Annotated in this window: 17 protein-coding genes and 1 pseudogene; 10 read left to right on the top strand and 8 right to left on the bottom strand. The window is 64.0% G+C overall.

Translation table 11 applies throughout. The features are described 5' to 3' along the window. The first annotated feature begins 48 nt into the window (after nt 1-48). The 5 genes from glcD to ACMCNM_RS20490 all read left to right on the top strand — a co-directional run bounded on the left by glcD (nt 49) and on the right by ACMCNM_RS20490 (nt 6,064). Nucleotides 49-1,548: a glycolate oxidase subunit GlcD gene (gene glcD, locus ACMCNM_RS20470; protein ID WP_412765301.1), complete on the top strand. Its 1,500-nt coding sequence runs from the start codon at nt 49-51 to the stop codon at nt 1,546-1,548. Next, nucleotides 1,548-2,600, top strand: a complete 1,053-nt coding sequence (gene glcE / locus ACMCNM_RS20475; protein ID WP_412765302.1) for a glycolate oxidase subunit GlcE — start codon at nt 1,548-1,550, stop codon at nt 2,598-2,600. Before glcD ends, glcE begins: the two co-directional genes overlap by 1 nt. Nucleotides 2,601-2,609: 9 nt before the next feature. Further along, nucleotides 2,610-3,833 (top strand): glycolate oxidase subunit GlcF, encoded by a 1,224-nt coding sequence (glcF, locus tag ACMCNM_RS20480; protein ID WP_412765303.1) that lies wholly within the window; start codon nt 2,610-2,612, stop codon nt 3,831-3,833. Between the two features lie 381 nt (nt 3,834-4,214). Continuing rightward, a complete protein-coding gene (locus ACMCNM_RS20485; protein ID WP_027593708.1) occupies nt 4,215-4,553 on the top strand; it encodes a hypothetical protein in 339 nt (112 codons plus the stop codon). Nucleotides 4,554-4,630: 77 nt separating this feature from the next. Next, complete coding sequence (locus ACMCNM_RS20490) at nt 4,631-6,064, top strand: PLP-dependent aminotransferase family protein (RefSeq protein ID WP_412765304.1); 1,434 nt, start codon at nt 4,631-4,633, stop codon at nt 6,062-6,064. Here ACMCNM_RS20490 and ACMCNM_RS20495 read toward each other — a convergent pair. Next, entirely contained in the window at nt 6,057-7,253 is a 1,197-nt protein-coding gene (locus tag ACMCNM_RS20495; RefSeq protein WP_412765305.1) for a cyanate transporter, read from the bottom strand. The genes ACMCNM_RS20490 and ACMCNM_RS20495 overlap by 8 nt on opposite strands. Beyond that, nucleotides 7,250-7,708 carry a nucleoside deaminase gene (locus tag ACMCNM_RS20500; protein ID WP_027593711.1) on the bottom strand — a complete coding sequence of 153 codons (459 nt, stop codon included), beginning with the start codon at nt 7,706-7,708 and terminating at the stop codon, nt 7,250-7,252. Before ACMCNM_RS20500 ends, ACMCNM_RS20495 begins: the two co-directional genes overlap by 4 nt. A 199-nt stretch (nt 7,709-7,907) precedes the next feature. On the opposite strand from ACMCNM_RS20500, the gene ACMCNM_RS20505 reads away from it, so the two are divergent. Together ACMCNM_RS20505 and ACMCNM_RS20510 are read left to right on the top strand one after the other, a co-directional pair. Next, nucleotides 7,908-8,345: a carboxymuconolactone decarboxylase family protein gene (locus ACMCNM_RS20505; RefSeq protein WP_186680510.1), complete on the top strand. Its 438-nt coding sequence runs from the start codon at nt 7,908-7,910 to the stop codon at nt 8,343-8,345. A 175-nt stretch (nt 8,346-8,520) separates the two neighbouring features. After that, nucleotides 8,521-9,978 (top strand): annotated as a pseudogene (locus ACMCNM_RS20510) (catalase); the annotation flags it as partial. On the opposite strand, the gene ACMCNM_RS20515 reads toward ACMCNM_RS20510, so the two are convergent. Then, nucleotides 9,947-11,026, bottom strand: coding sequence for an AraC family transcriptional regulator ligand-binding domain-containing protein (locus tag ACMCNM_RS20515; protein WP_412765306.1), 1,080 nt, complete (start codon nt 11,024-11,026; stop codon nt 9,947-9,949). The pseudogene ACMCNM_RS20510 and the gene ACMCNM_RS20515 sit on opposite strands and share 32 nt — an antisense overlap. 168 nt (nt 11,027-11,194) lie before the next feature. On the opposite strand from ACMCNM_RS20515, the gene ACMCNM_RS20520 reads away from it, so the two are divergent. The 3 genes from ACMCNM_RS20520 to ACMCNM_RS20530 are packed head-to-tail and all read left to right on the top strand — an operon-like array spanning nt 11,195 to nt 13,840. Next, nucleotides 11,195-12,379, top strand: coding sequence for an acetyl-CoA C-acyltransferase family protein (locus ACMCNM_RS20520; protein ID WP_412765307.1), 1,185 nt, complete (start codon nt 11,195-11,197; stop codon nt 12,377-12,379). A 12-nt stretch (nt 12,380-12,391) separates the two neighbouring features. Next, nucleotides 12,392-13,240: a 3-hydroxybutyryl-CoA dehydrogenase gene (locus ACMCNM_RS20525; RefSeq protein WP_412765308.1), complete on the top strand. Its 849-nt coding sequence runs from the start codon at nt 12,392-12,394 to the stop codon at nt 13,238-13,240. A gap of 12 nt (nt 13,241-13,252) precedes the next feature. Then, complete coding sequence (locus ACMCNM_RS20530; protein ID WP_099453692.1) at nt 13,253-13,840, top strand: TetR/AcrR family transcriptional regulator; 588 nt, start codon at nt 13,253-13,255, stop codon at nt 13,838-13,840. Nucleotides 13,841-13,957: 117 nt separating this feature from the next. Here the strand turns inward: ACMCNM_RS20530 and ACMCNM_RS20535 are convergent, their stop codons facing one another. Genes ACMCNM_RS20535 through ACMCNM_RS20555 form a run of 5 tightly spaced genes read right to left on the bottom strand, consistent with a single transcriptional unit; the run spans nt 13,958 to nt 20,457 of the window. Continuing rightward, nucleotides 13,958-14,335, bottom strand: coding sequence for a response regulator (locus tag ACMCNM_RS20535; protein ID WP_099429781.1), 378 nt, complete (start codon nt 14,333-14,335; stop codon nt 13,958-13,960). A 44-nt stretch (nt 14,336-14,379) separates the two neighbouring features. Then, complete coding sequence (locus ACMCNM_RS20540; RefSeq protein ID WP_027593718.1) at nt 14,380-15,606, bottom strand: hybrid sensor histidine kinase/response regulator; 1,227 nt, start codon at nt 15,604-15,606, stop codon at nt 14,380-14,382. Further along, nucleotides 15,600-16,175, bottom strand: coding sequence for a chemotaxis protein CheB (locus ACMCNM_RS20545; RefSeq protein WP_099429783.1), 576 nt, complete (start codon nt 16,173-16,175; stop codon nt 15,600-15,602). The genes ACMCNM_RS20540 and ACMCNM_RS20545 overlap by 7 nt, the downstream gene beginning before the upstream one ends. Beyond that, nucleotides 16,172-16,993, bottom strand: a complete 822-nt coding sequence (locus ACMCNM_RS20550; RefSeq protein ID WP_027593720.1) for a CheR family methyltransferase — start codon at nt 16,991-16,993, stop codon at nt 16,172-16,174. The genes ACMCNM_RS20545 and ACMCNM_RS20550 overlap by 4 nt, the downstream gene beginning before the upstream one ends. Then, nucleotides 16,990-20,457, bottom strand: a complete 3,468-nt coding sequence (locus tag ACMCNM_RS20555) for a response regulator (protein WP_412765309.1) — start codon at nt 20,455-20,457, stop codon at nt 16,990-16,992. Before ACMCNM_RS20555 ends, ACMCNM_RS20550 begins: the two co-directional genes overlap by 4 nt. Between the last annotated feature and the right edge of the window lie 91 nt (nt 20,458-20,548).

Here is a 20,548-nt window from a genome sequence, read left to right on the forward strand (position 1 = left end):
GGGTGATACGCTTCCAACGACAATAACAATTGCCGCCGAGTGAGCCCCATGAACATCCTCTACGACGAGCGGGTCGATGGAGCGCTGCCTGACGTGGACCTGCCCGCCCTGCTCAAGGCCCTGCGCGATGCGCAGCCGGACCTGACGATTCTTCATCGCGCAGAAGACCTCAAACCCTACGAGTGTGACGGCCTCTGCGCCTACCGGACGGTGCCACTGCTGGTGGTGCTGCCTGAACGCCTGGAACAGGTTCAGACCTTATTGCAGCTCTGCCACCAACGCGGCGTACCGGTGGTGGCGCGCGGTGCCGGCACCGGGCTGTCCGGGGGTGCCCTGCCACTGGCCAAAGGCATCCTGCTGGTAATGGCGCGCTTCAACCGCATTCTGGAGATAAACCCCGAGGGGCGCTTCGCGCGTGTTCAGCCCGGGGTACGCAACCTGTCCATCTCCCAGGCTGCCGCGCCCTATGGCCTGTACTACGCCCCCGACCCGTCTTCGCAAATCGCCTGCTCCATCGGCGGCAACGTGGCCGAAAATGCCGGGGGCGTGCATTGCCTCAAGTACGGTTTGACCGTGCACAACCTGCTCAAGGTGGAGATTCTCACGGTCGAGGGTGAACGCCTGACTCTGGGCAGCGACGCCCTCGACAGCCCCGGTTTCGACCTGCTGGCACTGTTCACCGGCTCCGAAGGCATGCTCGGCATCGTCACCGAAGTGACCGTCAAGTTGCTGCCCAAGCCCCAGGTGGCGCGGGTGTTGCTCGCCAGCTTCGACTGCGTCGAGGACGCCGGCAGGGCAGTGGCCGAGATCATCGGCGCCGGGATCATCCCCGGCGGGCTGGAGATGATGGACAACCTGGCGATTCGCGCTGCCGAGGACTTCATCCACGCAGGCTACCCCGTGGATGCGGCGGCGATCCTGCTGTGCGAACTCGATGGTGTCGAAGCCGATGTGCATGACGACTGCGAGCGTGTCGCGGCCGTGCTGACCCTGGCCGGCGCACGTGAGGTGCGGCTGGCCTGCGACGAGGCCGAACGCGCGCGTTTCTGGGCCGGGCGCAAGAACGCCTTCCCCGCAGTAGGGCGCATTTCACCTGACTACTATTGCATGGATGGCACCATCCCACGCCGCGAACTGCCCCGCGTACTCAAGGGCATCAGCGCACTGTCCGAACAGTACGGCCTGCGCGTGGCCAATGTGTTCCATGCCGGCGACGGCAACATGCACCCTCTGATACTGTTCGATGCCAACCTGCCCGGCGAACTGGAACGCGCCGAGGCCATTGGCGGCAAGATACTCGAACTGTGCGTGGCGGTAGGCGGCAGCATCACCGGCGAGCACGGCGTCGGGCGGGAGAAGATCAACCAGATGTGCGCGCAGTTTAACAGCGACGAAATCACCCTGTTCCACGCCGTCAAGGCCGCCTTCGACCCGCAAGGGTTACTCAACCCTGGCAAGAACATCCCCACCCTGCACCGCTGCGCCGAATTCGGCGCGATGCATGTGCACCACGGGCAGTTGCCCTTCCCCGACCTGGAGCGTTTCTGATGGGCAAGGACCGCGACATCAGCCAGGCCCTGCTGGAGCAGGTCAACCAGGCACTGATCCTGGGCACACCGCTGCGAATCCAGGGCGGCAACAGCAAGGCCATGCTCGGCTGCCCGCTCGCCGGGGAAGTCATCGATACCCGCGGCCATCGCGGTATCGTCAGCTACGACCCCACCGAACTGGTGCTAACCGCACGCGCCGGCACGCCGCTGCAGGAAGTCGAGGCAGCGCTGCACGAGGCGGGCCAGATGCTGCCTTGCGAGCCCCCGCACCTCGGCCCCGAAGCGACCCTCGGCGGTGTCGTTGCGGCGGGGTTGTCCGGGCCACGGCGGCCATGGGCGGGGGCGGTGCGCGATCATGTGCTCGGCACCCGGGTGATCACTGGCCACGGCAAGCTACTGCGCTTCGGTGGTGAAGTGATGAAGAACGTCGCCGGGTATGACGTCTCGCGGCTGATGGCCGGCAGTTTCGGTTGCCTTGGCCTGCTGACCGAGGTGTCGCTGAAAGTACTGCCGCGCCCGCGCCAATGCCTGAGCCTATGCCTGCCGATGGACCGTCACCAGGCGCTGGCGGCGCTTACCACCTGGGGCCAGCAGCCGCTGCCGATCAGCGCTGCCTGCCATGACGGCGAGGCGCTGTACCTGCGCCTGGAAGGGGGTGAAGGCTCGGTGCAGTCGGCACGCCAACGCCTGGGAGGTGACGTGCTCGACAGCTGCTTCTGGACCGACCTGCGCGAACAGCGCCTGGCTTTTTTCGACGACCCGGCGCCACTGTGGCGGCTGTCCGTGCCCAACGCCACTGGGGAGCTGAACCTACCCGGGCGCCAACTGATCGACTGGGGCGGCGCGCAGCGCTGGCTGAAGTCGAGCGCGCCAGTGGAGTCGATTCGCGCAGCGGTTGCCGACGTCGGTGGCCATGCCACGTGCTACGCACCTGGCGAACAGAGCAGCGCACCATTGCCCGCCGCCCTGCTGCGCTACCACAAAGCCCTCAAGCAGCAACTCGACCCCCAGGGCATCTTCAACCCGGGCCGCCTGTACCCAGACCTATGAGGGCACACCATGCAAACCAACCTGAGTGAAGCCGCGAAACGCCTGCCCCGCGCCGAAGAGGCCGAACGCATTCTGCGTAGCTGCGTGCACTGTGGTTTCTGCACGGCCACCTGCCCCACCTATCAGTTGCTCGGCGACGAGCTGGATGGCCCTCGCGGGCGCATCTACCTGATCAAACAAGTGCTCGAAGGCGCACCGATCACCGCCAGCACGCAACTCCACCTGGACCGCTGCCTGACCTGCCGCAACTGCGAAACCACCTGCCCTTCAGGCGTGAAATACCACGATTTGCTGGACATCGGCCGCGCCGTGGTCGAACAGCAAGTGCCACGCCCGCTCGGCCAGCGCCTGCTGCACGGGGGCCTGCGGGCGGTGGTGCCGCGCCCTGCGCTGTTCAAGGCCCTGTGCCGCACTGGGCAAGCCTTGCGCCCGGTGCTGCCGGCGGCCCTGACAAGCAAGCTGCCCGCCCGGGTGACCGCACCCGGCGTACGGCCGGCGCCACGGCATTCCCGCCGGGTGCTGATGCTCGAAGGCTGCGTGCAACCGGCGCTGTCGCCCAATACCAATGCCGCTGCCGCGCGCGTGCTGGACCGGTTGGGGATCAGCGTCGAACCGATTCGCGAAGCCGGTTGCTGTGGTGCGGTCGATTACCACCTCAATGCCCAGGCCCAAGGCCTGGACCGCGCCCGGCGCAACATCGACGCCTGGTGGCCGGTCATCGAAGCGGGGGCTGAAGCCATCGTGCAAACGGCCAGCGGCTGCGGCGCGTTCGTGCGCGACTACGGCCACTTGCTGGAGGCGGACCCGCGGTATGCCGCCAAGGCGGCGCGGGTCAGTGCCTTGTCTCGCGACCTGGTGGAAGTGCTGTGCGAAGCGCCGGTCGAGCAGCTTGGGCTGTGCGCCGAGCAGCGTGTGGCCTTTCATTGTCCGTGCACCTTGCAGCACGCGCTCAAGCTTGGCGGTGCGGTAGAAGGCCTGCTGACTCGCCTCGGTTTTACCCTGACCGCGGTGCCGGATGGCCATTTGTGCTGTGGGTCGGCGGGGACCTATTCGCTGACCCAGCCAGAGCTGTCGCGGCAGTTGCGGGACAACCGGCTGAATGCCTTGGAGAGCGGCAGGCCGCAGGTCATTGCTACCGCCAACATCGGTTGCCAGGCCCACCTTGCTGGGGCCGGACGCACGCCGGTGCGGCATTGGGTTGAGCTTGTCGATGCGGGTTTGGGGGCGGGATAGGTATGACGTTAGATGTGCAGCGCCTGGGAGATCGAGCGCCGCCCGCGCGGCGCTTCGCAGCACAAGGCTGCTCCCACATCTGTTTCGGGCCAGTGAGGCCTGTGATATTTGCGCGCGACCGCCTTGTTGGTCCAACTCGATATTGAGGTGGGCGGTAAGGGGCCGCGCGCCCATGGAATAGGAATAACTGGCCCGAAACAGATGTGGGAGCAGCCTTGTGCTGCGAAGCGCCGCGCGGGCGGCGCTCGATCTCATAGGCGCAGAAAACCCCAAGGCTGAACACTTTCAGAAATCCCCCACAACTACGTCAGAAAGGCCCTACTTGTCGCGCCTGGCAGCTAAAAACATGATCCCCTCTGGACGACCCAGAGGAGGCCCCGCATGCACCAGTCCGCTCGCCCCACCGCCGAATTGCGCCACACCCTGCGTGAACTGCTGGCCCACAAGGTCAGCAACCCTGATGACGACCCGCACCTGTCGGGGGTGCTGTTCTTCTGTGCCACCGACGAGCGCACCCGCCAGTTGATCGAGCGCATCGAGCTGCTGGCCAGCGAAGCCTTCTTCGACGCCAGTGGCCGCGCCATCACCCACCGGATGCGGGCGGCTGCGGTTGACGGGGTGCGTATCAAGCAAAAACACAAGGCACCGGCCGATGAAACGGTGATACGCATCGCCCTGCCCGACAAAGGCTACATCACGGTCAGCACGGCACGCTTGTAGGCGCAACACGGTGCATTGGCACTGTACGTTGAAGTGCGATCCGCTATCCTCAGCACTCCCCTGCACCGGATCGTTTCATGGAACTGCACATCCGCCTGGAAGGCCGCAAAGGCCTGGCCGACCAGCTCTACCAGCAACTGCGCGCGGGCATCGACAGTGGCCACCTGGCGGCCGGCAGCCAATTGCCGCCCACCCGGCTGCTGGCCGAACAACTGGGCGTGTCGCGCAAGACCGTGGCCGAGGCGTACTCCAGGCTTACCTATGACAACCTGCTCAGTGGCGTGGTCGGTCGCGGTACGTTCATCACTCCGCGCCACCCCCTGCGTTCGAGCGAGGCAACGGCCGTCCCCTTGGCGGCTGCGGCATCCCTCGAACGCTGGCAGCAACGCGGGACGGTGCTGGGCAGGCCGCAACTGCAAGCACCGTCGCGCTATGACTTCGTTGGCGGCGCTTCGAGCAAGACGCAGTTCCCGTTCGACCAGTGGCGCAGCTGCCTGAACTACGCCCTGCGCCGCAGCCAGCGGCACCCCGAGCGGCAGTTCTCTGCCCAGGGGCTGCCTGAGCTGCGTGAAGCCATCGCCCATCACATCGCCTATGCCCGCGGCGTACATTGCAACGCAGCGGATGTGTTGGTATGCAATGGTGCGCAACAGGCGCTGGACCTGATCGCCCGGGTACTGATCGAACCGGGCTGCCCGGTGGCCATGGAAGACCCAGGTTACCCGCCGGCACGTCAACTGTTTCTGGCCTTGGGCGCACGCCTGCAATCGGTACCGGTGGATGATGAAGGGATGTGCGTCGAGCAGATCGCCGACGGCACGCGGCTGATCTACGTGACCCCGTCACACCAGTTCCCCCTCGGCATGCCGATGAGCGAGCCGCGCAGGCGGGCGTTACTGGCACGCGCCGCCGAGCTTGGCGCGTTGATCATCGAGGACGACTACGACTGCGAATTCCGCTACCTGGGGCCACCCGCCGACGCCTTGCAGCGCCTCGACCGGCATGGCCTGGTAGCCTACGTCGGGACCTTCTCCAAGACCCTGCTGCAGGAGCTGCGCCTGGGCTACGCCGTGTTGCCGCCTGCCGTGCTGAAAGCCGCCTGCGTGGCCAAGCACCTGAGCGACTGGCACAGCCCGACCCTGCTGCAATGGGCACTGGCGCGCTTCATCAGCGAGGGCCATCTGAACAAGCACATCCGCCGCTGCCACGATGTCTACAGTGCCCGCCGCGAGCGCATTCTCGCCCGCCTGGGCGGCGACCTGGCGCCTTGGTTCAGCCCCGTGCCGGCCAGCGCCGGTTTCCACTTGAGCGCGCTGGCCAAGCCGGGGGTGGATGTCGAACTGCTGGCAAACCTCGCACGCAAGGTGGAGGTCGGCCTTTACTCGCTGGCGCCCTTCTTCAGTGACGTACCTGTGCGCGCTGGGCTGGTAATGGGCTTCGGCGCTATCGAACTGCTCGACATCGACCCTGCCCTCGACCGCGTTCGCGATACCCTGCAGCGCCTTAGCTAACCGACGCGGCCTGGCCGTTCGGCGCCGAACGGGCAATGGCTGCCGCATAGCCGCGTGGCGCGAAACAGGCCGTCACCAGCAACATCGCCACCACCGTCACGGTCAACAGCACCCACGACGCCTGGAAGTCGCCACTGACGTCGCGCAACCCGCCCGTGATGTACGGCACGATCCCGGTAATGATGAAGCCGATCCCTTGGACAAAGGCCGCCAGGCTCCCCGCTTCGGCGGGTGTTTTCAGGTGCTCCAGCGTCAGTGTCAGGCTCTGGCTGAAGCACGCCCCCAGGCCAAAGCCGATCATCGCCACCCACACGCCCATGCTCAGCGTGGGCGCCAGTAACAGCCCAAGGAAGCCGGCCAGCTGGATCGAAAGCGCCAGCCATAACCCAGGCCGACGGTCGACCCAGCGGCGCAGCAACAACGGCAGGCCTAGCGCGCCGGCAACCTGGAAGATTGTCATCAGCCCCACCAGGTCACCACCGCCCTGGGCGGTCCCGCCGTGCTCCAGGTGATAGGCCGGCAGCCAGGCGACCATGCTGGTATAGCCACCATTGATCAGGCCGAAATACACCGCCAGCAACCAGGCACGGCGGGTGCCGAACCAATGCCCGCCCGTGGCACCCGCCAGCGTCGGCGTAGCCTGCGGTGGGCGCAGCAGCGTCCAGGCCAGCAGCGCCACAAGCGCCGGGATCGCCCACAGGCCCAGCCCGGCCTGCCAATGGCCAAAGTACCCACTGATATGCGGGCCAAGCACCGCCGCCAGGCCGCCACCACTCATCAAGGCCGCGGAATACATGCCCATGGCCCCAGCCAGGCGGGTCGAGAACCAACGGTTGACCAACCCCGGCATCATGCCCTGAACCACCGCCACGCCGAGGCCGGCGACCACCGCGCTGGCAATCAATGCCCAGGCGCTGTCCAGTTGCAGGCGCCACAAGCACGCCAGCGCAATTGCCGACAAGCCGGCGAGCATGCCGCCATGTTCGCTGACCCAGCGCCGCAACCAAGGTTGCAACAACGGCACCAGTCCCATGCACAGCACGGGCAGCGCGGTCAGCAGTGCGGCCTGCTGGTAGCCCAGGCCGGTACTGGCGCGCATGGGTTCGAGCAGCGGCCCGATGCTGGTGAGGATCGGGCGCAAGTTCAGCGCCAGCAGCACCACCAGCAACAGATTCAAGGCAGTTCTCATTGCGTGTTGGCCTGCTTCCACTCAAGGTACAGGCCGGCTTCGCCACTGGGTTTCAGCGGCCGCAACGGCAGGCTCTGCTGTTGCGGTGGGCGCGCCATCTGCGCATACACCGCAGCCGTGGATAAGCCGAAAGGCTCGCCTTCATCGTTGTCATAAGCAAACCAGGCACGCTCGATGCCGCACAGGTGCATGGCCGCCAGGCACATCGGGCACGGGTGACCGCTGGCGTAGACCTCGGCACCGTCCAGACGAGCCTGGCCCAAGGCATGCGCGGCCTTGCGGATGGCCTGCATCTCGGCGTGGGCGGTCGGGTCCTGGGTGCTGTGGATCTCGTTGACCGCGCGCGCCACCACCTGCCCCTGGTAGACCAGCACTGCACCAAAGGGCCGGCCACCGGCCTGAATGTTGGTGCGGGCCAGTTCGAGGGCTTCGCGCATATAGCGTTCTTCGGACATGAATCGGTACTCCTTCTGCAAGACCTGGCCATTATCCCGGCTTGCCGGCCTTGGCAGAAATGAAGAGATTGGATGCCCCTCAGTGGGCACCTGAATGGCCCGATTGGCCTCCGGGCAAAGTGTGCGATTGGCTATCGGGCTGATCGCTGCACAGCGCTAAGGTAGCGCCATGACCACCCAACACCTTCTGGAGAACACCATGAATACACGTATCGAATGGGCCAAGCACGCACCGGAAGCCTACAAAGCCATGGTCGGCCTGGAACAGGCCCTGGCCAAGTGCGGCCTGGAGAATTCACTGCTCGAATTGGTGCGCCTGCGCGCTTCGCAGATCAACGGCTGCGCCTACTGCGTCAACATGCATGCCAATGACGCACGCCAGGCCGGCGAAACAGAAGCGCGCCTGCAAACGCTGAGCGTGTGGCAGGAAACCGCCTACTTCACGCCGCGTGAACGTGCCGCACTGGCATGGGTAGAATGCCTGACCCGGCTGCCGGAGCGCGGTGCGCCACAACCGGAATACGAAGCGCTGCAAGCGCATTTCGAGCCGCAGGAAGTGGTCAACCTGACGCTGGCCATCGCCACCATCAATGCCTGGAACCGCTTCGGCGTCGGCTTTGCGATGGTGCCGGCCTGAACAGGGAGTGAAAGGTCCCACAGGATGAAGTGAGGTCGCCTACTGCGCCATGTCTGCGGCGTTACTAGCATCGGGCATTCGATCAATAACCGAGTACTCCCCGATGAGCGTAACCCTCCACCCTGCGCGCAGCCTGATCCTGCTGTGCGCGGCACTGTTCGCCAGTACTCACCTGCAGGCCACGCCGTTGACCCGCGACAACGGCGCTGCGGTTGGTGAAAACCAGCATTCGCAGACTGCCGGTGCCAGCGGGCCGACGCTGTTGCAAGATGTGCATTTGATTCAGAAGCTGCAGCGATTCGACCGCGAGCGCATCCCAGAGCGTGTCGTACACGCCCGCGGTACCGGTGCCCACGGTGAATTCACCGCCTCTGAAGATCTGCGGTCATTGACGCATGCCCCGCTGTTCACCCCAGGTGAAAAAACTCCAGTATTCGTGCGCTTCTCTTCCGTGGTACATGGCCTGCATTCACCGGAAACCCTGCGCGACCCACGCGGGTTCGCCACACGCTTCTACACCAGTACTGGCAACTGGGACCTGGTAGGTAACAATTTCCCGACCTTCTTCATTCGCGACGCGATCAAGTTCCCGGACATGGTCCACGCCTTCAAGCCCGACCCACGCAGTAACCTCGGTAACGATGCACGGCGTTTCGATCTGTTCTCGCACATGCCCGAGGCCACCCGCACCCTCACCCTGCTCTACTCCAACGAAGGTACGCCCAAGAGCTATCGACACATGGATGGCAACAGCGTGCACGCCTACAAATTCGTCAACGCCAAGGGTGACACGACCTACGTGAAGTTCCGCTGGAAGAGCCTGCAAGGGCAGGAAAACCTCGACCCCAAGGCCGTCGAGAAAATCCAGGGCAAAAATTTCAACCACATGACCCAAGACCTGGTCGCCGCCATTGGTCGTGGTGAGTTCCCCAAGTGGGACCTCTACATTCAGACATTGAAGCCCGAGCAGTTGACCGATTTCGACTTTGACCCACTGGACCCCACCAAAGTCTGGCCCGGCGTGCCCGAGCATCGGGTCGGCCAGATGGTGCTCAACCGCAACGTTGGCAATTTCTTCCAGGAAACCGAACAAGTCGCCCTCGCCCCCTCTAACCTGATCCCAGGCATCGAGCCATCCGAAGATCGATTGCTGCAAGGCCGACTGTTCTCCTACGCCGATACCCAGCTGTACAGGGTTGGGGCCAACGCCAACAGCCTGCCGATCAATCAGCCGAGAGTCGCCGTCAGCAATGGCAACCAGGACGGTGCGTTAAACCCTGGCCGCTCCAGCGGCATGGTCAACTACCAGCCAAGCCGGCTGCAGCCGCGCGGCACCAGTGATTCGGCCCGCGCAAGCCAACTGGCCCTGAGCGGCACAACCCAACAGCAGGGCATTACCCGCGAACAGAACTTCAAGCAGGCGGGTGAACTGTTCCGCGCTTACTCGAAAAGCGAACAGCGCGATCTGATCAATAGCTTTGGCCAATCGCTGGCCGCGGCGGATGATCAGAGCAAGCACATCATCCTGTCCTTCCTGTACAAGGCCGATGCCGAGTACGGCACCGGGGTCGCCAAGGTGGCGAACGGCGATTTGAAGCGCGTCAAGGCACTGGCGGCACTGCTGCAGGATTGACAGGCTGCTCAGGCCTTGTCGTCGACCTGTCGGCTACAGGGCTGCTTGCCAAACGCACCCTGTAGCTGCCGGGGCTCTGCCCGGTCCACTTCTTGAACGCCCGGTGGAATGCACTGGGCTCCTGGAACCCGGCCTGCTCGGCAACCTCGGCGATGCTCAGCACACCTTCGCGCAGGTGCTCGAAGGCCATCGCCCGGCGCACCTCGTCCTTTATCTGCTGGTACGAACGGCCCTCCCGTTCCAGCTGACGGCGGAAGGTACTGGCGCTGACCCCCTGCACCTGCGCCAACGCGGCCAACGTTGGCCATTGCCCGTAGCGGCGGGCGCGCAGGTGGCGATAGACCTCGGCCACCAGGCCGTTCTGGTTGCGAAAGCGAATAACCAGGCCTTGGGGGGCGCTGCGCAAAAAGGTCTTCAAGGCCGGCAGGTCCTGCACTACCGGCAGGCGCAAGTAGGCACTGTCGAACTCCACTTCGGTACGCCCACTGCCCAGGCGCAGGTCAGGCCCCCACAGCAGCAGGTCATCGTCCTGCGCGGGGCGCGATACCGCAAGCTCGGTGCGGTCGATGGCAATGCGCCGCCCTGCCAGCCAGCACAGCAAGCCGATCATCAGCACCAGGTAGGTTTCTTCGGCATACACACGGGTCAAGGGGTCGGCAATGCTCGACTGCACGCTGATCACCGCCCTGCCGCCGCGTAGCGTGAGGCTACCGCGCAGGTCACGCAGGAACAGGCCAAAACCGCCCATGCACTGACGCAAAGCCTTTTCCAGGTTCGGCTCCTGAATCAGGCCACGGCAGATCAGGGCAAAGCTGCCCAGCGGCATGCCGTGGCTGTCGAGGCAGAAAAACTCGTCGTCCAACAGCTGGATCAGGGCCAGCCACAGCTGAGCGAATGCCTTGGCCGGCACGCGTGCCTGGGGCTGTTCGAGCAGTTGCGGGTCGATACCGACCGCACGCAGGTGTGCATCGCGCACGTCCGGGCGTTCGCGCAGGGCATGAAGCATGGCTTCGAGGAAGTACACGGCGACCGTATCGCTATCGCGCATGGCGGATTTCGCTGTCTATGCTGAGTGGCAAAAAGTGCCAGGTTGATTGAACAGATCCGGCATAGGCTCTGGCAGAGCCTTTGCCTAGACTCGGATGAACGAAGGGATCGCCCGCCATTCTCGCAGAGCCAGGCCCGGTCCCGCCATGCCTTCGCAATCGGAGCCCCTATGAGCAGCGCAGAAATTTACGTCGTCAGTGCCGTCCGTTCAGCCATTGGTGGCTTTGGCGGTTCCCTCAAGGACCTGCCGCTGGCCGACCTCGCCACCGCCGTAACCCGTGCCGCCATCGAACGCGCGGGCATGGACGCCGGACAAATCGGCCATGTGGTGATGGGCAGCGTGATCCCCACCGAGCCCCGTGATGCCTACCTGGCGCGGGTTGCAGCGATGAACGCTGGCATCCCCAAGGAAACCCCGGCGTTCAACGTCAACCGCCTGTGCGGCTCGGGCCTGCAGGCCATTGTCTCGGCGGCACAGTGCCTGCTGCTGGGCGACACCGATGTGGCCCTGGCGGCGGGCGCCGAGTCCATGAGCCGCGGCCCGTACCTGCTGCCACAAGCCCGCTGGGGTGCACGCATGGGCGACCTGCAAGGTATCGACTACACGGTCGGCGTGCTGCAAGACCCCTTCGAACACTTCCACATGGGGATCACGGCCGAAAACGTCTCGGCCAAGCACGGTATCACCCGTGAAATGCAGGACGAGCTGGCCCTGACCAGCCAGCGCCGCGCCGCCCGCGCCATTGCCGAAGGCCGCTTCACCAGCCAGATCGTCCCGCTGGAACTGAAAACCCGCAAAGGCAGCGTACAGTTCAGCGTCGACGAGCACGTGCGTGGTGATGTCACCGCCGAGCAGCTGGCCGGCATGAAGACCGTGTTCAAGAAAGACGGCACCGTCACCGCCGGCAATGCCAGTGGTATCAACGACGGCGCGGCCGGCCTGGTGCTGGCCAATGGTGACGCCGTGCGCCGCCTGGGCCTGAAACCGCTGGCGCGCCTGGTGGGCTACGCCCATGCCGGCGTCGAGCCAGAGTTGATGGGCCTGGGGCCGATCCCGGCAACCCGCAAGGTGCTGGAAAAAACCGGCCTGAGCATCCAGGACCTGGACGTGATCGAGTCCAACGAAGCCTTCGCCGCCCAGGCCTGCGCCGTGGCCCGCGAGCTCGGCTTCGACCCGGAAAAGGTCAACCCGAACGGTTCGGGTATTTCCCTCGGTCACCCGGTCGGCGCTACCGGCGCGATCATCGCCACCAAGGCCATCCATGAACTGCACCGCATTCAGGGCCGTTACGCCCTGGCCACCATGTGCATTGGCGGCGGCCAAGGCATCGCCGTAGTCTTCGAGCGCGTCTGAGGAAACTGACACATGAACATCGAACAGATTGCCGTGATCGGCGCGGGCACCATGGGCAACGGCATTGCCCAGGTGTGCGCCGTGGCGGGCTATCACGTGCTGCTGGTGGACGTTTCCGATGCCGCGCTGGAGCGTGGCGTAGCCACCTTGCGCAAGAACCTCGAGCGCCAGGTCAGCAAAGGCACGCTCGACGCCGAAAAGGCCGAGGCGGCGAAAGCCCGCATCCGCACCAGCACCGACTACGCGCAACTCAGTGGCGCGCAGTTGGTGATCGAGGCAGCCACCGAAAACCTGCAGCTCAAGCAGCGCATCCTTCAGCAAGTGGCTGCCAGCGTGGCCGCCGACTGCCTGATCGCCACCAACACCTCGTCGCTGTCGGTCACGCAATTGGCCGCGAGCATCGAGCACCCCGAGCGGTTCATCGGTGTGCACTTCTTCAACCCGGTGCCGGTGATGGCCCTGGTCGAGATCATTCGTGGCCTGCAGACCAGCGACAGCACCTATGCCCAGGCCTTGCTGGTGACCGAGAAGGTGGGCAAGACCCCGATCAGCGCCGGCAATCGCCCAGGTTTTGTGGTCAACCGCATTCTGGTGCCGATGATCAACGAAGCGATCTTCGTGCGCCAGGAAGGCCTGGCCAGTGCCGAGGACATCGACACCGGCATGCGCCTGGGCTGCAACCAGCCGATCGGCCCACTGGCACTGGCCGACCTGATCGGCCTGGATACCCTGCTGGCAATCATGGAGGCCTTCCATGAGGGCTTCAGTGACAGCAAGTACCGCCCAGCGCCGTTGCTCAAGGAAATGGTCGCGGCCGGTTGGCTGGGGCGCAAGAGCGGCCGCGGTTTCTTCACCTATTGAGGAGCAAGTGCCATGCCCCCGGTCAACGCTGCAATGCGCTGTGCCAATTTTGAAGAGCGACGTGACCGGGCCATGGCGCTGTTTGCCGAAAAGGGCTTCGGCCAGGTCAGCATGCGTGAACTGGCGGCCCACGTCGGGCTGACCGCGGGCTCGCTGTATCACCACTTCCCCAGCAAGCAGGACCTGCTGTACGACTTGATCGAAGAGTTGTACGAGGAGCTGCAGGCGACCCTGGACCTTGGGCGCAGGGCCATGGCACGGGGTGGTTCGGCGTTGTCGTGCCTGATTGCGGCGCATTGGCAGTTGCATGCCGAGCGGCCGTTGCAGTTTCGCCTGGCCGAGCGGGATTTTTGCTGCTTGAGCGAAGCGCAACAGGCGCGCCTGATGCTACTGCGCAGGCGTTACGAAACCGGGGTGCTGCACCTGATTGCACCGCGGGCAAGCCTCAAAGGCGAAGCACTGGCGGCGACCGCGCATGTGCTGGCGACGTTGCTCAACCAGTTGCCAGGCCTGCTGCAGGCGCGGCGCCTGCCGGAAGGCGAAGGGCTAGGGTTGATGGAAAGCCTATTGCTAGGAGGCATTGAGCGAACCCTGCGCTAACGTTCACGCTGTTGTAGGAGCAGCCTTGTGCTGCGAAGAGGCCGGCATGGGCACCTACTTCTCTATGGCTGCAATGGCCTCTTCGCAGCACAAGGCTGCTCCTACATCCGGGTAGCCTCAGCGCAACAGGGCCTGGATCTGCTCGTGCAGGGTATCCAGGTCGAACGGCTTGGCCAGGATCGGCGCCTTGCGCGTGATCGGGCTGCCCGATTCGAGAATCTCGGCCGGGTAGCCACTGATGAAAATCACCTTCAGCTCCGGCCGCAGTTTTACCGCGGGCTCGGCGATATCCACCCCAGAGATACCCCCTGGCAAGCGAAAATCGGTGACCATCAGGTCCAGGTGCGGCTTGCTCGCCAGGATCTTGAACGCCTGCTCGCCGTCTTCGGCCACCAGCACGTGATACCCCTCGCCGGCCAGGTAGTCGCGCAAAATCATCCGAATCGCCGGCTCGTCCTCGACCACCAGCACCACATCTTGTGCATCTTCACTCATGATAACGCCTTGAAATTCTTACAGTTGGCCATCTGACCCCAGGCTTACGCAGAGGTTGCTCGCGCCTGGTCGTTTTGTTCTTTGAACGTTGCCAGCGGCAATTGCAACGTGAATGTGGCGCCCTCGCCTTCCTCGCTGTCCACCAGAATCCGCCCGCCGTGGGCCTGGACGATCTGCTCGGAGATGTACAGCCCCAACCCCAGCCCGCCGCTGGCCTGGTGTGCTGCGACCCGCTCGAACTGCTGGAAAATGCGCTGCTGGTTGACGGCGCTGATGCCAATGCCGTGATCCTGCACCTGCACCCAGGCCATGCCGCCCTCCGCGAACACCCGCACCTGCACCGGTTTTCGTTCACCGTAACGCAAGGCATTGGACAACAGGTTGGCCACCACTTGTTCAATCCGAAATTCGTCCCACTCACCCTGCAACGTTTCACAACGTTGCAGCGCGATATGGGTATCCAGCGCGGTGGCCTGGGCGCTGAAGTTTTCCACCAGGCCGCGCACCAGTTGGCCAATATCGAACACCCTGGGCCGCAGTGACAACTTGCCGGTGCGGATGCGCGAGACGTCCAGCATGTCTTCGATCAGCCGGATCAGGCTGTTGATCTGCCGCTCGTCACGCTCGACCATGGCCTGCAGCTTGTCTGCGCTGAAGGCCTCCAGGTTGCCCCGTGCCAGGTGCATCTTGCGCAGCTGGGTTTCCAGAATCAGGCCATTGAGCGGCGTACGCACTTCGTGGGAGACGATCGACATGAAGTCGTCGCGCATGCGCACCGCATGCTCCAGCTCGCACCGCGCCAACTCCAGCTGGCCAAGCAGCACCTCCTGCTCCTGACGGCTACGCTCCAGGGCTTCCAGTTGCCGACCAAGCACCTTGCGCTGGCGGAACAGGTCGACGAACACCGAGACCTTGCTCTTCACTGCCAAGGTGTCGAGCGGCTTGTGCAAAAAGTCCACGGCCCCGCTTTCATAGCCCTTGAAGGCGTAATTCATCTCGCGCCCCGCCGCACTGACAAACACGATGGGAATGTTCTTGGTCTTTTCCGTGCCGCGCATCAACTCGGCCAGTTCGAAGCCATTCATGCCTGGCATCTGCACATCGAGGATGGCCAGCGCAAATTCGTGCTCAAGCAGCAGCGACAATGCCGCTTCCGCAGACTGGGCCTGGTGCACCTCGCGGTCTTCGCCCTGGATCAGGGCCTCGAGCGCCAGCAGGTTTTCCGGCAGGTCGTCGACGATCAGCAGTTTGGCGATGGTGTGGCTTAGCATGCGCTTGTTTCCAGGGTCGCGAGCAATTGCCCGATACCACTCAGAGTAAGGATATGGTCGGGCTGGTGCAGGGCCAAGGCGGCTTCCGGCATCAGCGCGACCTGTGCGTCGCGAGGGTCCTGAACAATCGTGCGGCCCCCATTGTTGTTGATGTAGGCCAGGCCCGCGGCGCCATCCTCATTGGCACCGGTCAGCAGCACGCCAAGCAGGCTGGCGCCGTAGGCATCGGACGCCGACATGAACAGGAAGTCGATGGCCGGGCGCGAGAAGTGCACCGGCGCTTCCTGGCTCAACGACAGCGTCAGGTCACGCTCCACCGAGAGGTGGTACCCCGGCCCAGCAACGTAGATCATCCCAGCGCTGATCCGTTCCTTGTCACTGGCCTCGCGCACTGGGCGCTGCAGCCGCCGCTGCAGCACTTCGGCCAGCTGGCTGTGCCGCCCGTCCGGCAAGTGCAGCACGCACAATACCGGGATGGCGAACGCCGAGGGCAGCGCACCGAGCACCTGGAACAAGGCCGCCACCCCGCCAGCCGAGGCCCCCATCACCACTGCCCGTGCGCCGTTCATGTCTTACGGTAGATCCGTTCCGGCTTGACCAGCGGCTCGAAGCGCTGGCTGTAGGCCGAAAAGTCTACCGACTCCTTGCTGCCCAACACCAGGAAGCCCCGGTGGCAGAGGGATTCATGAAACAGGCCCAAGGCCCGGTCTTGCAGGTCTTTGTTGAAGTAGATCAGCACATTGCGGCAAGACACCAGCTGGGTCTCGGAGAACACGCTGTCGGTGGCCAGGCTGTGGTCGGCGAAGGTCACGTTGTCGCGCAGGCTGCTGTCCATGATGGCGTTGCCATAGGCAGCGGTGTAGTACTCGGCAAAGTCACGGCGGCCACCGGCCAGGCGGTAGTTTTCTTCATACTCGCGCATGCTTTGCATCGAGTAGATACCCTGCTTGGCCCGGTCCAGCGAATGCGGGTTGATGTCGGTGGCATAAATGATAGTGCGCTCAAGCAGGCCTTCCTCACGCAGCAGGATGGCCATCGAGTACACCTCTTCACCGGTGCTGCACCCCGCGACCCAGATCTTGATCGACGGCCAGGTCCGCAACAGCGGCACCACTTCGTTGCGCAGGGCCAGGAAGTGGCTCGGGTCGCGGAACATCTCGCTGACCGGGATCGTCAGGAACTGCAGCAACTGCATGAACATGCCCGGGTCGTGCAGCACCCGCTCTTGCAACGCCGACACCGTCAGGCAGTCGAACTGGCGCAGGGCATGCAGGATCCGGCGCTTGATCGAAGCGCCGGAGTAGTTGCGGAAATCGTAGCTGTACTTGAGGTAGATCGCCTCGATCAGCAGCCGGATCTCGATGTCGGTGTTGCGCTCGCTAGTCAAATTCGCTCCAGTTGCGGCAGCCATACACGGATCAACGAGAACAGGCGGTCCAGGTCGATCGGTTTGGCCAGGTAATCATTGGCGCCAGCCTGCAGGCAACGCTGCTGGTCATCCTTCATCGCCTTGGCGGTCACGGCGATGATCGGCAGCTTGCGCCAGCGCGGTTGCTGGCGGATCAGCCGGGTAGCCTCGAAGCCGTCCATCTCCGGCATCATCACATCCATCAGCACCAGGTCGATGTCGTCATGCTGCTCCAGGCGCTCGATGGCTTCACGCCCGTTACGGCCGATCTCGACGATGGCGCCCTTGTGCTCCAGGGCACTGGTGAGGGCGAAGATATTACGCACATCGTCATCCACTAGCAGTACTTTGCGCCCCTCGAAGACCTTGTCGCGGCTGCGCGCGGTCTTGAGCATGCGCTGGCGCTCATGGGACAACTGCGATTCGACTTTGTGCAGGAACAGCGTCACTTCGTCGAGCAGGCGCTCCGGCGAACGGGCGCCCTTGATGATGATCGAGCGCGAATACTTGAGCAGGTCGGTTTCTTCTTCGCGGGTGAGGTTGCGCCCGGTGTAGACGATCACCGGCGGGAATGAGCGGATGTCCTCGGCAGTCATGCGCTTGAGCAGCTCGTTGCCGAGCATGTCGGGCAGCTTGAGGTCGATGATCATGCAGTCGTAGATGTTCTCGCGCAGCAGCGCCAAGGCGTCCTGGGCCATGGCCACGGCGGTGATCTCGACATCGTCATCGCCGATCAGGCGGGCGATGCTTTCGCGCTGCAGGTCGTCGTCCTCCACCAGCAGGATGTGCTTGAGCTTTTGGGTCAGCTTGGCTTCCAGGCGGGCGAACACTTCCTTGAGTTCTTCACGGCTGGCCGGCTTGACCGCGTAGCCCACGGCGCCCATGTGCATGGCCGCTTCGACGCGATCCTCCACCGAAATGATGTGCACCGGAATATGCCGCGTGCCGGCCAGCTCCTTGAGGCGCTGCAGCACGGTGAGGCCAGAATGGTCAGGCAGGCGCATGTCCAGCAGGATGGCATCGGGGATGTACTGGGACGCCAGCGCAAAGCCCTCGTCGGCGCCATGCGCCACCAGGCAGCTGTAACCCAACTCGTGGGCCAGGTCGAAGAGGATGCGGGCGAAGTTCGGCTCGTCCTCGATCACCAGGATGCAGCGGTTATTGAAGGGGGCCCGCTCGCGGTCATCGGCGAAGGTCGGTGCCGGCAGTTTCGGCGCCACGACGTTGGACGCCTTGGGCGCTGGCGGCAGAGTGTCTACCGCAGGGCGCAGGCTCAGGGCCTCGACTTCCTCGCCCTCATGTTCGTAGCGTTCGGGCATGACCAGGCTGAACACGCTGCCCTGCCCCGGGTTGCTCTCGACATTGATCTGCCCGCCCAGCAGGTGCGCCAGGTCACGCGAAATCGACAGGCCCAGGCCGGTGCCGCCATAGCGCCGGTTGCTGCTGCCGTCGACCTGGTGGAAGGCGCCGAAGATCGCCTGCTGCTGGTCGGCGGCAATGCCAATGCCAGAGTCACGGACGGTGAAAATGATGCCGGTATCAGCCTCGTGGCTGATGGTCATGCTGACCTGACCGTGGTCGGTGAACTTGATGGCGTTGGACAGCAGGTTCTTGAGGATCTGCTCCAGCCGTTGACGGTCGGTGAACAGCGTCACTGGTACCTGCGGCTCGACCTTGACCTCGAAGGCCAGGCCTTTGTGCTCGGCCAGCGGCAGGAACATGCCGCGCAGGCCTTCGACCAGGCGCTCCAGCTGAGTGGTCTCCGGGCGCACTTCAAGCTTGCCGGCTTCGACCTTGGCGATGTCGAGAATGTCGTTGATCAGGTTCAGCAGGTCATTGCCCGCCGAGTAGATCGATTCGGCGAACTTGACCTGCTCGGCGCTGAGGTTGCCTTCGCCGTTCTCGGCCAGCAACTTGGCCAGGATCAACGAGCTGTTCAGCGGCGTGCGCAGCTCGTGGGACATGTTGGCGAGGAACTCGGACTTGTACTTGCTCGAACGCTGCAGGTCGTCGGCGCGGGCCTGCAGCTCTTGCTGGGCCTGGCTGAGCTCATCGTTCTTGCGGTCCAGGGCGTCGGTGCGCTCGGACAGTTGTTCGTTGGTCTGTTCAAGCTCGGCCTGTTGAGTTTCCAGGTGGGCCTGGGATTCCTTGAGCACCCGTGATTGCTCTTCGAGTTCTTCGTTGGCGGTTTTCAGCTCTTCCTGTTGCACTTGCAGCTCTTCGTTCAACTGTTGGGTCTCGGCCAGCACTTCCTGCAGGCGCTGGCGATAACGCGCACTCTCGATGGACATGCCAAGGTTGCCGCCGACCCGCTCCATCAGCTCTTCATCACGCGGCTGCAAGGGGCGCAGGAAGCCCAGCTCGATCACACCATTGATCTGCCCATCATCGGTGGCGGGCATCAGCAATGCACTGCGCGGCAAGCCATTGCCGAGGCCCGAACTCAGGCGGTAGTAGTCTTCGGGCAGGTCGTCGAGGCACAACAGCCGGCCTTCGCGCACGGCCTGGGCCAACAGGCCATCGTGGTCGCCTTTGATCTGCTCACGGGCCTGCTCCTCGGCGCTCAGGCCATAGGTGGCCACGCGCACCAGGCGGCCATGTTCGTCGCGCGCATACACCGCGCCCACCACGCTGCCCAGGTAGGTAGCAAAGAAGCGCAGAATATTGTCGCCCAACATGGGCAGGGTCAGCTGCCCGAGCACCTGCTGGGCCAACTGGGTCTGGCCATTACGCAACCAGGCCTGGTGCTCCAGGCGCTCGGCCGCACGCTGCTGGGCCTGCAGGTTTTCGTCATAGCTGCTCGACAGCGCCAGCAGGTCGCGGCGCCCGAGGTAGGCCAGCAAGGCGCTGAGGCCGACGATGAACAGCACGAAGGCCGAGATCGCGGTCACGGTGACCGAGCTGACTTTCTCGTTGCGGGCCATGCGCAGTTGCTGCTCAGTGTCGATCAGGCCTTCGAATTCCTTGCGGATTTCATCGGTGATGCGCTTGCCGCGCCCATTGCCGATCGATGCCTGGTAATTGCCCTCGCTGCGGCGCAGGGTAATCATCTCGCTGCCGAAATCATTCCAGGCCTTTTGCAGGGCCAACAGCCGATCAATACGGTCAACCTGCTGCGGGTTGTCCTCGACCATGCCGCGCAGGCTCTGCAGGCTGCCGAGAATTTTCGGCTTGGCCACCTCGTAGGGGTCGAGAAAACGTTCGTCGCCGGTGATCAGGAAGCCGCGCATGCCGGTTTCCATGTCGATCGACAGCTTGACCGTTTCGTTGGCATTGCCGATCACGCGGTCCGTATGCTCGACCCACTGCATGGCCGAGAGCAGGTAGTTGATCACCGCGACGAACGCCACTGCGCCCAGCAGGCCGACCCCAAGGGGCAGGCCGATGTTGCGACTCAGCAGCTTGCGAAAGCTTTGCTGGTCAATCGAGGCTACTTGAATCATCTGAAAACGCCCGAGCGAAAAGAATCCATGAAAAAGTGTGGCACCAAGACCGTTATAATTGTCTGCCGCCGCGCTCACCGGTAATAGCGAG

It is taken from the genome of Pseudomonas sp. NGC7 (assembly GCF_047159675.1).
GTDB classification, from domain to species: Bacteria; Pseudomonadota; Gammaproteobacteria; order Pseudomonadales; family Pseudomonadaceae; genus Aquipseudomonas; species Aquipseudomonas kermanshahensis.

Excerpts from the sequence above, each read along its gene's own strand:
- glcD (WP_412765301.1), top strand. The coding sequence starts at position 49 with ATGAACATCCTCTACGACGAGCGGGTCGATGGAGCGCTGCCTGACGTG.
- glcE (WP_412765302.1), top strand. The coding sequence starts at position 1,548 with ATGGGCAAGGACCGCGACATCAGCCAGGCCCTGCTGGAGCAGGTCAAC.
- glcF (WP_412765303.1), top strand. The coding sequence starts at position 2,610 with ATGCAAACCAACCTGAGTGAAGCCGCGAAACGCCTGCCCCGCGCCGAA.
- ACMCNM_RS20485 (WP_027593708.1), top strand. The coding sequence starts at position 4,215 with ATGCACCAGTCCGCTCGCCCCACCGCCGAATTGCGCCACACCCTGCGT.
- ACMCNM_RS20490 (WP_412765304.1), top strand. The coding sequence starts at position 4,631 with ATGGAACTGCACATCCGCCTGGAAGGCCGCAAAGGCCTGGCCGACCAG.
- ACMCNM_RS20495 (WP_412765305.1), bottom strand. The coding sequence starts at position 7,253 with ATGAGAACTGCCTTGAATCTGTTGCTGGTGGTGCTGCTGGCGCTGAAC.
- ACMCNM_RS20500 (WP_027593711.1), bottom strand. The coding sequence starts at position 7,708 with ATGTCCGAAGAACGCTATATGCGCGAAGCCCTCGAACTGGCCCGCACC.
- ACMCNM_RS20505 (WP_186680510.1), top strand. The coding sequence starts at position 7,908 with ATGAATACACGTATCGAATGGGCCAAGCACGCACCGGAAGCCTACAAA.
- ACMCNM_RS20515 (WP_412765306.1), bottom strand. The coding sequence starts at position 11,026 with ATGCGCGATAGCGATACGGTCGCCGTGTACTTCCTCGAAGCCATGCTT.
- ACMCNM_RS20520 (WP_412765307.1), top strand. The coding sequence starts at position 11,195 with ATGAGCAGCGCAGAAATTTACGTCGTCAGTGCCGTCCGTTCAGCCATT.
- ACMCNM_RS20525 (WP_412765308.1), top strand. The coding sequence starts at position 12,392 with ATGAACATCGAACAGATTGCCGTGATCGGCGCGGGCACCATGGGCAAC.
- ACMCNM_RS20530 (WP_099453692.1), top strand. The coding sequence starts at position 13,253 with ATGCCCCCGGTCAACGCTGCAATGCGCTGTGCCAATTTTGAAGAGCGA.
- ACMCNM_RS20535 (WP_099429781.1), bottom strand. The coding sequence starts at position 14,335 with ATGAGTGAAGATGCACAAGATGTGGTGCTGGTGGTCGAGGACGAGCCG.
- ACMCNM_RS20540 (WP_027593718.1), bottom strand. The coding sequence starts at position 15,606 with ATGCTAAGCCACACCATCGCCAAACTGCTGATCGTCGACGACCTGCCG.
- ACMCNM_RS20545 (WP_099429783.1), bottom strand. The coding sequence starts at position 16,175 with ATGAACGGCGCACGGGCAGTGGTGATGGGGGCCTCGGCTGGCGGGGTG.
- ACMCNM_RS20555 (WP_412765309.1), bottom strand. The coding sequence starts at position 20,457 with ATGATTCAAGTAGCCTCGATTGACCAGCAAAGCTTTCGCAAGCTGCTG.